The 12,925-nt window shown below is 70.9% G+C and carries 15 protein-coding genes; 8 read left to right on the top strand and 7 right to left on the bottom strand.

The window, feature by feature from the left end; translation table 11 throughout:
* Positions 1-2: 2 nt before the first annotated feature.
* Positions 3-395: a hypothetical protein gene (locus ACZ7OO_RS20280; RefSeq protein ID WP_471506193.1), complete on the bottom strand. Its 393-nt coding sequence runs from the start codon at positions 393-395 to the stop codon at positions 3-5.
* 114 nt (positions 396-509) lie between these two features.
* Here ACZ7OO_RS20280 and ACZ7OO_RS20285 point away from each other — a divergent pair, with 114 nt between their 5' ends.
* A complete protein-coding gene (locus tag ACZ7OO_RS20285; RefSeq protein ID WP_471506195.1) occupies positions 510-1,349 on the top strand; it encodes a helix-turn-helix domain-containing protein in 840 nt (279 codons plus the stop codon).
* On the top strand, positions 1,333-1,539 hold the full coding sequence (locus ACZ7OO_RS20290; protein ID WP_471506197.1) for a DUF397 domain-containing protein: 207 nt from the start codon (positions 1,333-1,335) through the stop codon (positions 1,537-1,539). The genes ACZ7OO_RS20285 and ACZ7OO_RS20290 overlap by 17 nt, the downstream gene beginning before the upstream one ends.
* Here ACZ7OO_RS20290 and ACZ7OO_RS20295 read toward each other — a convergent pair.
* Genes ACZ7OO_RS20295 through nthB form a run of 3 tightly spaced genes read right to left on the bottom strand, consistent with a single transcriptional unit; the run spans position 1,529 to position 3,125 of the window.
* Positions 1,529-1,861 (bottom strand): nitrile hydratase accessory protein, encoded by a 333-nt coding sequence (locus ACZ7OO_RS20295; RefSeq protein ID WP_471506199.1) that lies wholly within the window; start codon positions 1,859-1,861, stop codon positions 1,529-1,531. The genes ACZ7OO_RS20290 and ACZ7OO_RS20295 overlap by 11 nt on opposite strands.
* The gene (nthA, locus tag ACZ7OO_RS20300; RefSeq protein ID WP_471506201.1) at positions 1,858-2,457 is read right to left on the bottom strand and encodes a nitrile hydratase subunit alpha; all 600 of its coding nucleotides are present in this window, start codon (positions 2,455-2,457) and stop codon (positions 1,858-1,860) included. The genes ACZ7OO_RS20295 and nthA overlap by 4 nt, the downstream gene beginning before the upstream one ends.
* A complete protein-coding gene (gene nthB / locus ACZ7OO_RS20305; RefSeq protein ID WP_471506203.1) occupies positions 2,454-3,125 on the bottom strand; it encodes a nitrile hydratase subunit beta in 672 nt (223 codons plus the stop codon). Before nthB ends, nthA begins: the two co-directional genes overlap by 4 nt.
* A gap of 203 nt (positions 3,126-3,328) precedes the next feature.
* Here nthB and ACZ7OO_RS20310 point away from each other — a divergent pair, with 203 nt between their 5' ends.
* The 5 genes from ACZ7OO_RS20310 to ACZ7OO_RS20330 all read left to right on the top strand — a co-directional run bounded on the left by ACZ7OO_RS20310 (position 3,329) and on the right by ACZ7OO_RS20330 (position 7,407).
* Entirely contained in the window at positions 3,329-3,790 is a 462-nt protein-coding gene (locus ACZ7OO_RS20310) for a cupin domain-containing protein (RefSeq protein ID WP_471506479.1), read from the top strand.
* A 43-nt stretch (positions 3,791-3,833) separates the two neighbouring features.
* Positions 3,834-4,760 (top strand): alpha/beta hydrolase, encoded by a 927-nt coding sequence (locus tag ACZ7OO_RS20315; RefSeq protein ID WP_471506205.1) that lies wholly within the window; start codon positions 3,834-3,836, stop codon positions 4,758-4,760.
* 89 nt (positions 4,761-4,849) lie between these two features.
* The gene (locus ACZ7OO_RS20320; RefSeq protein WP_471506207.1) at positions 4,850-5,776 is read left to right on the top strand and encodes a helix-turn-helix transcriptional regulator; all 927 of its coding nucleotides are present in this window, start codon (positions 4,850-4,852) and stop codon (positions 5,774-5,776) included.
* A 131-nt stretch (positions 5,777-5,907) separates the two neighbouring features.
* Positions 5,908-6,789 (top strand): hypothetical protein, encoded by an 882-nt coding sequence (locus tag ACZ7OO_RS20325; protein ID WP_471506209.1) that lies wholly within the window; start codon positions 5,908-5,910, stop codon positions 6,787-6,789.
* Positions 6,790-6,828: 39 nt separating this feature from the next.
* Complete coding sequence (locus tag ACZ7OO_RS20330) at positions 6,829-7,407, top strand: hypothetical protein (RefSeq protein WP_352223522.1); 579 nt, start codon at positions 6,829-6,831, stop codon at positions 7,405-7,407.
* A gap of 18 nt (positions 7,408-7,425) precedes the next feature.
* Here the strand turns inward: ACZ7OO_RS20330 and ACZ7OO_RS20335 are convergent, their stop codons facing one another.
* Entirely contained in the window at positions 7,426-8,979 is a 1,554-nt protein-coding gene (locus ACZ7OO_RS20335; RefSeq protein ID WP_471506211.1) for a carboxylesterase/lipase family protein, read from the bottom strand.
* Positions 8,980-9,243: 264 nt separating this feature from the next.
* Between ACZ7OO_RS20335 and ACZ7OO_RS20340 the strand changes: the two genes are divergently transcribed.
* Positions 9,244-9,660, top strand: coding sequence for a hypothetical protein (locus ACZ7OO_RS20340; protein ID WP_471506213.1), 417 nt, complete (start codon positions 9,244-9,246; stop codon positions 9,658-9,660).
* 22 nt (positions 9,661-9,682) lie between these two features.
* Here ACZ7OO_RS20340 and ACZ7OO_RS20345 read toward each other — a convergent pair whose 3' ends face one another.
* Positions 9,683-10,810 carry an NADH:flavin oxidoreductase gene (locus tag ACZ7OO_RS20345; protein WP_471506215.1) on the bottom strand — a complete coding sequence of 376 codons (1,128 nt, stop codon included), beginning with the start codon at positions 10,808-10,810 and terminating at the stop codon, positions 9,683-9,685.
* 243 nt (positions 10,811-11,053) lie between these two features.
* The gene (gene groL, locus ACZ7OO_RS20350) at positions 11,054-12,676 is read right to left on the bottom strand and encodes a chaperonin GroEL (RefSeq protein WP_471506217.1); all 1,623 of its coding nucleotides are present in this window, start codon (positions 12,674-12,676) and stop codon (positions 11,054-11,056) included.
* Positions 12,677-12,925: the final 249 nt, after the last annotated feature.

Raw genomic sequence — 12,925 nt, forward strand, 5'->3', positions numbered from 1 at the left:
CCTCAACCGGGCACCCGCCGCGCCTTGTTGGCCCGCTGAACCTGTGCCCGCAGCACCTCCTCCGACGGTGCCGGCGCCAGCGATTCCGCCGGACAGTCCCACTCGCGCCCACCGGCCACGGGCCGTAGCTGCACCTTGCCGCCGACGTGCCCCATCACCTCGCCGATCCGCCCGTCCCGTACGTCCGTCACATACGTACCGACGGGCGGCCGTTCGCCGCGCACCACCGAGGCCAGCCGCTCCGCCACCCGGACGTTGCAACGCCCCAGCTCGACCAGGGCAAAGGGCTCGTCACTCGCACCGGTCACCGGATCGACGCACAACGACGGCAGTACCACCCCGGCACCCTTCAGGGCCATCCGCAACGACTCCACGACTTCTTCGGTCGGCCGCACCTTTCCCCACCTCCACGCTGAGTTCGCCATTCGCAACACAGCGTGTCGACAACGCCTCTAACCTGGCTAGATACGACATCCCAACAACCTCGTCCGTGGAACAGGGGGTTGCCCATGGCAGCACCGAAGGACCTGGACCCGTCGTCGTCGCCGCGAGCGCTGCTGGGGGCCGAGTTACGGCATGCACGTGAGAAGGCCGGCCTCAGCCAGACGGAACTGGGCCAACGGCTGTTCGTGAGCGGTTCGTTCATCGGGCAGTTGGAGGCGGGGACGCGGCGGATGTTGCCGGACATCGCGCGGATGCTGGACGAGGTCCTGGGGACGGGGGGCTTCTTCACGCGGAACTGCGCGGCGGCGGCCAAGTCCAAGTACCCGGAGCACTTTGCGGATGTGGCGGAGTCGGAAGCGCAGGCTACTGCGATCAGGGAGTACACGCCGCTCCTGATCCCAGGACTGCTACAGACGCCCGCGTACGCACGGGCCGTGAACCGCGCGTACGACCCGACGGCGCCTGAGGAGGTCATCCAGGAGTGGGTGGAAGGCCGGATGGACCGGACACGCCTGCTCGACCACCCAACAAACCCCTTGTTGTGGACGGTGCTTGACGAGGCCGCGTTGCGCCGGGAGACCGGCGGCCGAGGGGTGATGGCGGAGGCCCTGCTCCACATCGCGGGCCTGGCCCGCCGAAGCCGGGTCATCGTTCAGGTGCTGCCGTACAGCGCGGGTGCACACACGGCGATGCAGGGCGCCCTGAAGCTGATGGAGTTCGAGGACGCCCCTCCACTGGTCTACTTCGAGGGGGTGCGCACAGGACGACTTGAGGACGACCCGGCCACCGTCACCCAACTGAGGTTCGTGTTCGATCTCCTCGTGGCCTCGGCGCTCTCGCAGGAGAAGTCCCTGGCCCTGATCGAGGCGTTGGCGCAGGATTACACCCATGAGGAACATCCCTGACCACGACCTGACCGCGGCTATATGGCACAAGTCGAGCTACAGCGGTGGTGGTGGCGACAACTGCCTCGAAGTCACCAGAGACTTCCCCACCCTCATCCCCGTCCGCGACTCCAAAACCGCCCCCCTCGGCCCGAAGCTCCTGTTCCGGCCGGAGGCCTGGTCGGCCTTTGTGGAGGGCGTCAAGGAGTGACCCCGTGGTCGTGGCCCGAAGGGCGCCGTGCCAGGGCCTGGGCTCGTGCGGTGACCTCGCCCGTGGACACGGCGTCCACACTGACCAGCACGTCTTCCAGCGCGGCCAGCCACAACCGGTAGTAGCCGTACGGCTCGTCGCGCGACGACGCCGCGATCCGGGCGATCAGCGCGGCCTGGAACTGCGGCCACGTGAACGCGCCCGCCTCGTACAGGCTGACGGCCATGCCGAACGCACGGCTCTCCCAGGGCTCGGCGAAGACCAGTTCGCCGTTGGAGCGAGGCGGCGCGGCCGGGCCCTCGACCCCCAGCGGCGCGGTCACGGTGCCGTCACCTTGGCCACGCCGACCATCGCGTCCCGGGACACCAGGGGCACGAGTTCCTCCTCGGAGAGGTGCTCGGTGCCCGCCGGGCGTTCGGGCAGGACCAGCCAGCGGACCTCGCTGGTGGAGTCATGGACGGTGATCCGTACGTCGCCGTCCAGTTCAAGGCCCATTTCGGCGAGGACCCTGCGGGGTTCCTTCACCACGCGGGCGCGGTAGGCGGGGTCCTTGTACCAGCTGGGCGGCAGGCCGAGCACGGGCCACGGGTAGCACGAGCACAGCGTGCAGACGACGACGTGATGGGTGGTCGGGGTGTTCTCCACGACGACGATGTGCTCGCCCTGCGACCCCGAGAAGCCGAGCTCCTTGATGGCCGCGGTGCCGTCATCCAGGAGTCGGCGCCGGTACTCGGGGTCGGTCCAGGCCTTGGCGACGACCTTCGCGCCGTTGAGCGGGCCCACGTTGGTCTCGTACTCCGTGATGATCCCGTTCATCACCTTCGGGTCGATCAGGCCCCGCTCGGTGAGCAGTTGCTCCAGTGCCTCGGTGCGCAGGGCCGGGGGCAGACGCTCCTCCTCTGATCCGGCGGTGGTCATGCGGTGGCCTCCAGATAGCTCTCGTACATCTCCACGGTGATCGTGAAGGGTTCGGTGTCGGCGCCCCACAGTTCGCGGGAGTCGAACTGCATCGAGTAGACGTACTGCGGGTTCTCGCCCTGGAAGTGGGCGTTGGTGTCCGGGAGCACCGACGCGGGCTGTACGGCCTGGATGACTCCGGTACGGCCGCGGGCGTAGCGCGGCAGCCGGGTGTGTCCGGGGACCGGCGTGGCCCTGGCCCGTACGCGGTCGCCTACGGCGAAGGCCGGCGGGGTGTCCAGGGAGCGCAGTGAGCCGGGGGCGGACGGGGCGTAGTCGGGTCTGGCGGGCTCGGGGACCGGCGGCTCGGGTACCTGTTCGCCGCGTAGGTTGCGGGCGCGGGCGTCGATCGCGCCGGGCGCCAGGATCGAGCTGTCGGTGAGCATCAGTTCCCCGCCGTTGAGCCAGCGGCCGTAGTAGCCGTCGTCGAAGTAGGCGGCCCGGTCCAGGCGCTCCAGGGCGTGCCGGAAGGCGTCCGTGTTGACACCGCCGGACGCGACACGGCTGGAGAGGATCGCGAGGGCGAAGGCCCGGCCCTGCCAGGGCTCCGCGAAGACCGGTTCGTCAGGGGCCGGGGGGTGTACGGGGCCCCATCCCGGTGTGCCGCCCAGATCAGCGAGACCGTCCATGACAGAACTCTCCATATGGCCACGTAACGGACCAGGCATGTGAATCGTATGCGAAATGCCTCGTCCGTGCTCTGCGCCCTGTGATCTGTGCGGTGCTGCCGGTGGTACTGCTGGTCCTACCCCCGCATCTGGCGGCGGCCGGTTCCGGAAGAGGATCATCGGCGCGGGACGGTCACCCACACCGAACGGACATCGCCGTGAGCATGATGTACCTCGCCCAGCCCGATCAGCAGCAGAAGCTCGAATGGCTCGACGGCGGCCAGTTCGCCGTCCTGCTGGACAGCGCGGCCACCGACGGACAGCTGACCGTGGGACGGTTCAGCGTCGCCAAGGGGGAGGCGCCGCCGTACCACATGCACACCCGCGAGGACGAGATCTTCATGCTGGTCAAGGGCACCGCGCTGGTGTGGTCGGACGGCCAGGAGCTGGAGCTGTCGGAGGGCGGGATCGTCTACCTGCCCAAGAACGTCCCGCACGGCTACCGGATCACCTCCGACACCGCCGACCTGCTGATGATCTGCACTCCGGGCGGCATCGAGGGCATGTTCCGGCACGCCGGGCGTGACATGTCGACGCCCCGGCCGGAAGGGTTCGAGATATCCAAGGACCTGATGGCCGAAGCCGCCGACATGTACGGCCAGATCATCCTCGGCCCGCCGCGCTGAGCCCCCGGCAAGCACCTCTACGCCCCCTACGAAAGGCACAGCCATGTCCGGGCAGCAACGCCGCGACCTCGACGAGATGCTCCGGCACGCCCCGCTCGACGTCGGCGGCGACATAGCGGAGGCACGCGCGGTCTTCCACGAGATGATGACCTCGATACCGCTGCCCCCCGATGTCACGACCACGTCCGGCCGGCTCGGCGGTGTTCCCGTCGTCACGGTCGAGACGCCGGGCGGCGATCCGTCCGAGGTGGTGCTGTACTTCCACGGCGGCGCATACGCCATCGGCTCCGCCGCCGACGCGGTGGGCCTGGCCGCCGACGTGTCCCGGCGGGTGGGCGCCCGTGCCGTCTGCGTCAACTACCGGCTGGCTCCGGAGCACCCGTTCCCCGCGGCCGTCGAGGACGCGGTGGCCGCGTACCGCGCGCTGCTCGACCAGGGCGTCCCGGCCGCCCGGACCGCCTTCGTCGGCGAGTCCGCCGGTGGCGGGCTGACCGTCGCGACGCTGGTCGCCCTCAAGGCGGCGGGACTGCCCCAGCCGTCGTCGGCAGCGGTGTTCTCGCCCTGGGCCGACCTCACGGTGTCCGGCGCCAGCGCGACGAGCAAGGCCGATCTGGACCCCGCGCTCACCCCGCAGGCCCTGCGCACCCGGGCCCGCGACTACCTCGGTACGGTGCCCGGCACCGAACCACTGGCCAGCCCGGTCCTCGCCGACCTGACGGGCCTGCCGCCGCTGCTGATCCAGGTGGGCTCGCACGAGATCCTGCTGGACGACGCCGTCCGGCTGGCCGCCCGCGCCGCCGCCGACGACGTCCGCGTCGAACTCCAGGTCTGGCCCCAAGTCCCGCACGTCTTCCAGTCGTTCGCCGTCATGCTGGACGAGGCCGACGAGGCGCTGGAGTCGGCGGCCGCCTTCACCCGCGCCCAGTGGACGGCGGCCCGGACCTCCGCCGAGGCCGCGCTCAGCGCCTGACCGCTGCCATAGCAGGCCTTTACCCAGATGTGGCACAGGAGTTCCATCGCGGGCGGCTCATCCGAACAATTCCGCACGATGATGCCCACATGGCAACGACGAACAACTTCGGCATCGCCCTGCGAGGCTGGCGGGAGCGCCGTTCACCCCTGACGGGCGAGCTGGAATCCGCCGCGGTCCGGCGCATCCCGGGTCTGCGCCGCGAGGAGCTGGCCCGGCTGTCCGGGCTGTCCGTCGACTACGTGGTGCGGCTCGAACAGGGCCGCGCCCGCAACCCCTCGGCCCAGGTCGTCGGCGCCCTGTCCCGGGCCCTGCGCCTGGACGCCGAGGAGCGCGACCACCTGTTCCGGTGCGCCAGGCTCACCCCGCCCGCCGTCGGCGACGTGCCGCGGCAGGTGCCGCCGAGGGTCCACCGGCTCGTCCGGCAACTGGGCGGCGCACCGGTCGCGGTCTACGCCGCCGACTGGACGCTGCTCAGCTGGAACCGGATGTGGGCCACCGTCATAGGCGACCCCCGTAGCTACGGCTGGGACCAGGGCAATCTCGTCGCCGGGATGTTCCGCTCCCCCGACGGCCACCGGGGCGATGCCATCGCCGCCTGGCCGGTACGGTCCTGGGCCGGCGACGAAGCCGAGGAGGAATCCCTGGTGGCCGACCTGCGGGTCACGGCGCTGGCCCATCCCGACGACGCCCGCCTCTCCTTACTCGTCGACCGGCTCCTGCACACCAGCCCGCGCTTCGCCCGGCTGTGGTCCAACGGCACCGCGGGCGTCCACACCGGCGACCGCAAGACCGTCGAACACCCCCTGGTCGGTGACCTCACCCTCGACCTCGACGTCCTCACGGTCCCCGGCTGCGACCTCCGCATCGTCGTCTACGCCCCCGCCACCGACCTCGACGACACCGACAAACTGACCGCCCTGCGCACGTCCCCGAGGCTCAAGCCACCAGCCCCGAGCCCTCTTTTCAAGGAACGGGTGGAGGGTCTCAACCCACCCTCCCACCCGGCGAGTTGACTTGACGCATTCGAGTTGCCACGCACAGTCACGATCGTCTAGCGTGCCCGCATAACGAACAGAACAGCCCCCGTCAGGCGCTACCAACACCTGCGGGGGCTTGACCAACGAGATCGGACAGAACGATCCCCATGGCTGACAGCCAGCTTAGTGCCGCCCTCCCGCCCGCGCACGCCGCCTCGCACCCCATGGCCGGTCCCGGCTACGGAAAGCGGTCCGCACCCGATCAACACCGGCGCACCAACGACGACTTCGCCCACCTCCCTCCCCGCGAAGCCGCCATCGCCGCCTACGTCGACCGACTCCCCGACGGCGCCGACATCTCCGTCAAAACGCTGGCCAAGCACCTCCCGTACGGCCAGTGCGCCCTCCGCACCGCCCTCAACAACCTCCAGCGGGCCGGGCACTTGAGGCGGGGCCGGGAACATCTGGCCGACTCGGGCAGCCAACGCTGGATCACTCGATCGTGGTGGTCCCGTACCGCACGCGACGATGACTGGTGGTCGGCGTTCACGCGCGGCGCCGTACCGGAGCCGGAGCAGCCCCCGGACCGGGCCCGCCCCACCCGCACCCGCGCCCACATCCTCCTCGCCGCCCTCGGCCGCACCGCCCCCGTGCTGTCCCTCTCCCAGGCCGACTGCGCGGCCCTCGCTCCGCTGCTGACGGAGTGGTTCGCGCGAGGCGCCACCGACGAGTACGTATTCCAGGCCCTGACCAGCGGCCTGCCCTCCCCCGTCCACCACCCGGCCGCCCTGCTCCGCAAGCGCCTCGTCGACAAGCTCCCGCCCGAACCGGCCCCGTCACCCACTCGGCAGCCGCTCCGGATCCTGGAGTGCGCGAAGTGCCGCACGCCGGGCCGCCCGGAGGCGCTGCCGGGCGGCATCTGCGGCGCATGCCGTGGCGAACGCGCTCCGCGCAGCCACAACACGCCCCTGTCACCTCCCGAGGTCCACTCCCGCGTCGCCGAGATCCGTGGCGCGATGAACCAACACCGAGAGAGGACACCCGTATGACAGCTGGCGTTGTCGGTGCCGTATGCCACGCTGGATCGTATGAACCACTCCCAGCTCACCGCCCTGGGCCGTGCCCTTCGACTGCTCGGCGAGCACGGGGAGGCGCTGACCGCCAGTACGCCCGATGCCAAGCTGCACGAGGTCAAGGACGATCTCCGTCGTGCTCTCGACCTGCTGGAGGAGAGTGTCAGCGCGGCCGCGCCCAGCACCCGGTGTGCCGAGCATCCGCAGGGGCCCGTGGACGAGAGCGCCCCGGATCTGTGTCTGTTGTGCGAGACACGGCGGCGGGCCGCACGGCGGTCGGAGTTCTCGGGTGGGCCCCGGCCGGTGCACGGCGAGGCGGCCGTGGAGCCCTCGATGTCCCGTTACGGGGTGCGGGCCGACCGGCCGCAGCCCCAGCAGCGGTGGCTGCCGGAGGCGTGGAACGGCCGGGAGTGGGAGCTGTGCGGCACCCCCCGCCGCGACCGGCGCGAGGCCGAGCTGTACCTCAATGCCCAGCGCCGCGGGTCCCGGCCCGCCATGGCCTACCGGCTCGTCCACGAGTTCACCGACTACGAGGTGCTCCGGGTCTGGGGCACTCCCCTGCACGTGGACATCGAGCCCCTCGGCAACATCTGACCCGCGGCCCCGCCCGGATCAGTCGAGCAGCGGGGAGGGGGTGAACTCGTAGCCCTCCCAGAGCTTCCTGCTCCGCTCCTCCGGGTACGGCGTCACCGTTGGTGCCGTGTCCATGACCTGGGTGGGGCGGTCCTGGACGTCGAAGGCCGGCCAGCCCGGGTCTCCCGTCCTCGCGAACGCCGTCCACGCCGTGCGGAAACGGGTGGAGAGGGCCTCCGCCTCGGGGGTGACGCCCGTGCCCGCCCAGAGGAGGTTGGCGAGGTCCGCCTCGAACGTGCCGAAGAGCAGCGGGATGTCCAGGCCGTGGCAGGCGCCCAGCAGCCCGCCGTTGCCCGGGGCGCCCCAGGTCAGTTCGTACAGGTGCGCCCGGCCGCCGCCCGCGGTCTGTGCTTCCGCCAGGCGCAGCGACGGTATGCCGAAGAGCCAGTCGGTCTGTACCCGTTCGTACAGGTCACCCGCCGACGCCTCCGGGAAGGCCGCGCGGTAGGCCTGCACCCCCGTTTCGCCGCCCGGTGCGAACAGACGCAGGGCGCCGGTCGCCTGCTCCTCCGTGATCTTGCCGTACATCCCGCCCATGACCAGGAAGAGGCGATACTCGTCGCGGTTGTGGCCGACGAGGAGGTCCACGTCCCGGGCGGAGCCGGAGGCCAGCGCCTGCCAGGGGGTGGTGGGCAGCACCTCGCCGTCGACCACCGGGGAGAACGGTGTCACGGTCGGCGCGATCTGGCCCCAACGACCCATGTACTGGGGCATCTTGACGCCCAGCGCCTGCCCCACGTCCGGCAGCCGGCGCGGGTCGGTCGTCGCGAGGTCGGCCAGCGTGGGGCGCAGGCCGGCCTCCGCCGCGAGGGCCTGCGCGATGTCCGCGGCCAGTTCGGTGGAGAAGAACGTGCCCGGGACGCTCTGGGCGATCGCCCGCCGGAACAGGCCGCGCGCCCTCGGCATCGCCAGCAGCGAGGCCACCGACCCGCCGCCCGCCGACTCCCCGAAGACCGTCACCTGGTCGGGGTCGCCGCCGAAGGCCTCGATGTTCTCCCGCACCCACTCCAGCGCCGCCACCTGGTCAAGCAGGCCCCGGTTGGCGGGCGCCCCCTCGATCTGGGCGAAACCCTCCACGCCGACGCGGTAGTTGAGGGAGACCACGACCACGTCGCCGTCGCGGGCGATGTGCTGGGCGTCGTAGCCGGGGCTGCCGGAGTGGCCCAGTTTGTAGGCGCCGCCGTAGATCCACACCATCACCGGGCGGTGGGCGGCCGGGTCCGGGTCGGGTGTCCATACGTTCACCGTCAGCCAGTCGTCGCCCTCGGGTGCCTCCAGCACGCCCGTGCGCCCCTGGATGCCCAGGTCCTGCGGGGGCGGCGGGCCGAAGGCGTACGCCTCACGCGTCCCGTCCCACGCGCGTGCCGGGCGCGGCGCCGCGAACCTCGCCTCCCCCACCGGGGGTTCGGCGAACGGTATGCCCCGAAAAACCGCCAGCCCGTCCTCCCGCAACCCACGCACGGCACCGGCGCCGGTACGAACCACCGGCCCCTCGGTCAGGGGGGCCGGCTCCTGGGGCACACTCGTCGTCATGATCGCTCACTTTCGACAGCTGATGGCTGCCAGGTCTTCACGGTCGGTCAGTGATGGAACGTCCGACAGTTCGCGCGAGTGCCGAACACCCGTCACCCGGTCGGGTGAAAGCGGCCCCGGCTCGGGAGAAGCGGCGTTCGGCGACGAACGCCCTGGTCTCCGCCTCGTCGATCTCGTACACCGTCTCATGGGCCCGCGGATCCCGCGCGGCTCGTTCTTCGGAGCGGACATCCTGTCCTTGGTGCCGCGGGCCATGGGGTGATCATGACTGTCTCCGAGGACACCGGCGCCATGTGGGCCGCACTGCTGATGCTCTCGGGGCTGCCCGCGGTGGGGTACGCGCTCGTCACCCGGCTCACCGGGCGGGGTCGCAAGGGGGGCGCCCCCTGGCGGCCGGGGCAGGATCCGCTCGCCTTGGCCGGTGGGGGTGCGGCGGTCGCGGGCCAGGTGCCGGCCGCGGTCACCGTGGTCGAGGGCCGGGGCGGGCTGTCCACGCTGCTGTCGGCGGGGGTCGCCGGCGGCTGCTGCGCCGGCGCCCTCGTCTACGCGTACGACGCCGTCACGGGCGGAGCCGACCGTGACGCGCGGGTGCCGCGTTCCGCGCGCGGGCTCCGCCCCGCGCAGTTGCTGCTCCTGCCGTACGCGTTCGCCCTCGGGTTCTTCTGGCTGGTCGCCGGATGAACCCGAGGGCGAAGGGGGTGGGTCAGCTCAGGCTCTTCAGCGACGCCGCGTCGTACGCCTTCAGCTCGCCCGTGCGCCCGGCCAGCACCTTCGCCGCCCACTCAGGGTCCTGGAGGAGGGCGCGGCCGACGGCGACCATGTCGTACTCCTCGCGCTCCAGGCTGTCGAGGAGGTCCTCGATGCCCCGGACCGGGGAGCCCTCGCCCGCGAAGCCCTTGATGAAGTCGCCGTCGAGGCCGACCGAGCCGACGGTGATGGTCGGCTTCCCGGTGAGCTTCTTGGTCCAGCCGGCCAGGTTGAGGTCGGAGTCCTCGAACTCGGGAAGCCAGTAGCGCCGGGTGGAGGCGTGGAAGGCGTCGACACCGGCCGCCGCCAGCGGCGTGAGGATCGCCTCCAGCTCCTCCGGGGTCTCGGCGAGACGGGCGTCGTAGTTGTCCGACTTCCACTGCGAGTAGCGGAAGATCACCGGGAAGTCCGGGGAGACGGACGCACGTACGGCGGCCACGAGCTCCGCCGCGAACCTGGTACGGGCGACCGGGTCACCGCCGTAGGCGTCGGTACGGCGGTTGGTGCCCGCCCACAGGAACTGGTCGAGGAGGTAGCCGTGGGCGCCGTGCAGCTCGACCCCGTCGAAGCCGATGCGCTCGGCGGCGGCCGCGGCCTCGGCGAACGCCCGGATGACGTGGTCCAGGTCCTGCCGGCTCATCGCCTTGCCCTCGCCCTCGGTGCCGTCCAGACGGATGCCGGAGGGGCCGACGGCGGGGGCGTCCGCGAACGGCGGCTGGCCCTGCTTGCGCACCATGCCGATGTGCCACAGCTGCGGGACGATCGTGCCGCCGGCCGCGTGCACCCCCTCGGCGACCTTCGCCCAGCCCGCCAGCTGCTCCTCGCCGTGGAACCGCGGGATACGGCTGCTCTGCCCGGCCGAGTCATGCCCGACGTACGTACCCTCGGTGACGATCAGACCGACACCGGCGGCGGCCCGGCGGGCGTAGTAGGAGACCACGTCCTCGCCGGGGACACCGCCCGGGCTGAACTGGCGGGTCATCGGCGCCATCACGATCCGGTTGGGGACCGTGAGCCCGTTCAGGGCGATCGGACGGGAGAGGATCTCTGCCGCGCGGGAGGCGGAGGTGGTGGTGACGGTCACGTGGGGGGCTCCTCGTGAATAGGTCGTAGACCGGACGGTATGTGCACATGCATTGAGTGCACCCGTAGGTGAACGGTCGAGGCGACCCCCGCATTCCGCGATCCGGCGGCCGAGCCCTGTGATCCGCCGCCCGCCCCCAGCGCGTGCCTTGCTTCCGGACCGGCGAAAAGGCCCGAGGGCGGCACCCCCTGTCGAACAGGGGGTGCCGCCCTCGGTCAGGACGGGCGATCGACCAGGGGCCGATCAGAAGTCCATGTCACCGCCCGGCATGCCGCCCGGAGCGGCCGCGGCGGCCTTCTCCGGCTTGTCGGCGATGACGGCCTCGGTGGTGAGGAACAGCGCGGCGATGGAGGCCGCGTTCTGCAGGGCAGAGCGGGTCACCTTCGCCGGGTCGATGATGCCCTCGGCGATCATGTCGACGTACTCACCGGTCGCGGCGTTCAGACCGTGGCCGACCTGAAGGTTGCGCACCTTCTCGACGACGACGCCGCCCTCGAGACCACCGTTGATGGCGATCTGCTTGAGCGGGGCCTCCAGGGCGAGCTTCACGGCGTTGGCGCCGGTCGCCTCGTCACCCTCGAGCTCCAGCTTCTCGAACACCTGGGAGGCCTGCAGCAGGGCCACGCCACCACCGGCGACGATGCCCTCCTCGACGGCCGCCTTCGCGTTGCGCACGGCGTCCTCGATGCGGTGCTTGCGCTCCTTGAGCTCGACCTCGGTCGCGGCACCGGCCTTGATGACGGCGACGCCGCCGGCGAGCTTCGCCAGGCGCTCCTGGAGCTTCTCGCGGTCGTAGTCCGAGTCGGACTGCTCGATCTCGGCGCGGATCTGGTTGACCCGGCCCTGGACCTGCTCGGTGGAGCCGGCACCGTCGACGATGGTCGTCTCGTCCTTGGTGATGACCACCTTGCGGGCGCGGCCCAGCAGGTCGAGGGTCGTGTTCTCCAGCTTGAGACCGACCTCCTCGGAGATGACCTCGCCACCGGTGAGGATGGCGATGTCGTTCAGCATCGCCTTGCGGCGGTCGCCGAAGCCCGGGGCCTTGACCGCGACGGACTTGAAGGTGCCGCGGATCTTGTTGACGACCAGGGTCGACAGGGCCTCGCCCTCGACGTCCTCGGCGATGATCAGCAGCGGCTTGCCCGACTGCATGACCTTCTCCAGGAGCGGGAGCAGGTCCTTGACCGAGGAGATCTTGGAGTTGGCGATCAGGATGTACGGGTCGTCGAGGACGGCCTCCATACGCTCCATGTCGGTGGCGAAGTACGCCGAGATGTAGCCCTTGTCGAAGCGCATACCCTCGGTGAGCTCCAGCTCCAGACCGAAGGTCTGGGACTCCTCGACGGTGATGACGCCTTCCTTGCCGACCTTGTCCATGGCCTCGGCGATGAGCTCGCCGATCTGGGTGTCGGCGGCGGAGATGGAGGCCGTGGAGGCGATCTGCTCCTTGGTCTCGACGTCCTTCGCCTGCTCGAGCAGGGCACCGGAGACGGCCTCGACGGCCTTCTCGATACCGCGCTTCAGGGCCATCGGGTTGGCGCCGGCGGCGACGTTGCGCAGGCCTTCCTTGACCAGGGCCTGGGCGAGGACGGTCGCGGTGGTCGTACCGTCACCGGCGACGTCGTCCGTCTTCTTGGCGACTTCCTTGACCAGCTCGGCGCCGATCTTCTCGTACGGGTCCTCCAGCTCGATCTCCTTGGCGATGGACACACCATCGTTGGTGATCGTGGGGGCGCCCCACTTCTTCTCAAGGACGACGTTGCGGCCCTTGGGGCCGAGGGTGACCTTGACGGCGTCGGCGAGCTGGTTCATACCGCGCTCAAGGCCGCGCCGCGCCTCCTCGTCGAACGCGATGATCTTGGCCATGTGAAGTGGTCCCTCCAGGACTGGGGGTGAGTCTTCTTGGACCGCGCCCGCGCCCGCGACGGACGGCTCGCCGACCCGTGGGTTCCTTGCCCCACCCGGCCTGCGGGCCTCACCGACCCGGTCCATCTTTGTCACTCTCACCTTCAGAGTGCTAACGCCAATGATTAGCACTCGCCCATGCCGAGTGCAAGCGCCTCCCGAGACCGGGCCGCGCCCCGGCCCCTCACGGGCCGCGCCCGCGGGTGCGTC

This window comes from Streptomyces sp. NPDC111744 (assembly GCF_055634995.1).

What these genes read in the sequence shown, in the direction of transcription:
- ACZ7OO_RS20285 (WP_471506195.1), top strand. Translation starts at nt 510, where the DNA reads ATGGCAGCACCGAAGGACCTGGACCCGTCGTCGTCGCCGCGAGCGCTG.
- ACZ7OO_RS20290 (WP_471506197.1), top strand. Translation starts at nt 1,333, where the DNA reads ATGAGGAACATCCCTGACCACGACCTGACCGCGGCTATATGGCACAAG.
- nthA (WP_471506201.1), bottom strand. Translation starts at nt 2,457, where the DNA reads ATGACCACCGCCGGATCAGAGGAGGAGCGTCTGCCCCCGGCCCTGCGC.
- nthB (WP_471506203.1), bottom strand. Translation starts at nt 3,125, where the DNA reads ATGGACGGTCTCGCTGATCTGGGCGGCACACCGGGATGGGGCCCCGTA.
- ACZ7OO_RS20310 (WP_471506479.1), top strand. Translation starts at nt 3,329, where the DNA reads ATGATGTACCTCGCCCAGCCCGATCAGCAGCAGAAGCTCGAATGGCTC.
- ACZ7OO_RS20315 (WP_471506205.1), top strand. Translation starts at nt 3,834, where the DNA reads ATGTCCGGGCAGCAACGCCGCGACCTCGACGAGATGCTCCGGCACGCC.
- ACZ7OO_RS20320 (WP_471506207.1), top strand. Translation starts at nt 4,850, where the DNA reads ATGGCAACGACGAACAACTTCGGCATCGCCCTGCGAGGCTGGCGGGAG.
- ACZ7OO_RS20325 (WP_471506209.1), top strand. Translation starts at nt 5,908, where the DNA reads ATGGCTGACAGCCAGCTTAGTGCCGCCCTCCCGCCCGCGCACGCCGCC.
- ACZ7OO_RS20330 (WP_352223522.1), top strand. Translation starts at nt 6,829, where the DNA reads ATGAACCACTCCCAGCTCACCGCCCTGGGCCGTGCCCTTCGACTGCTC.
- ACZ7OO_RS20335 (WP_471506211.1), bottom strand. Translation starts at nt 8,979, where the DNA reads ATGACGACGAGTGTGCCCCAGGAGCCGGCCCCCCTGACCGAGGGGCCG.
- ACZ7OO_RS20340 (WP_471506213.1), top strand. Translation starts at nt 9,244, where the DNA reads ATGACTGTCTCCGAGGACACCGGCGCCATGTGGGCCGCACTGCTGATG.
- groL (WP_471506217.1), bottom strand. Translation starts at nt 12,676, where the DNA reads ATGGCCAAGATCATCGCGTTCGACGAGGAGGCGCGGCGCGGCCTTGAG.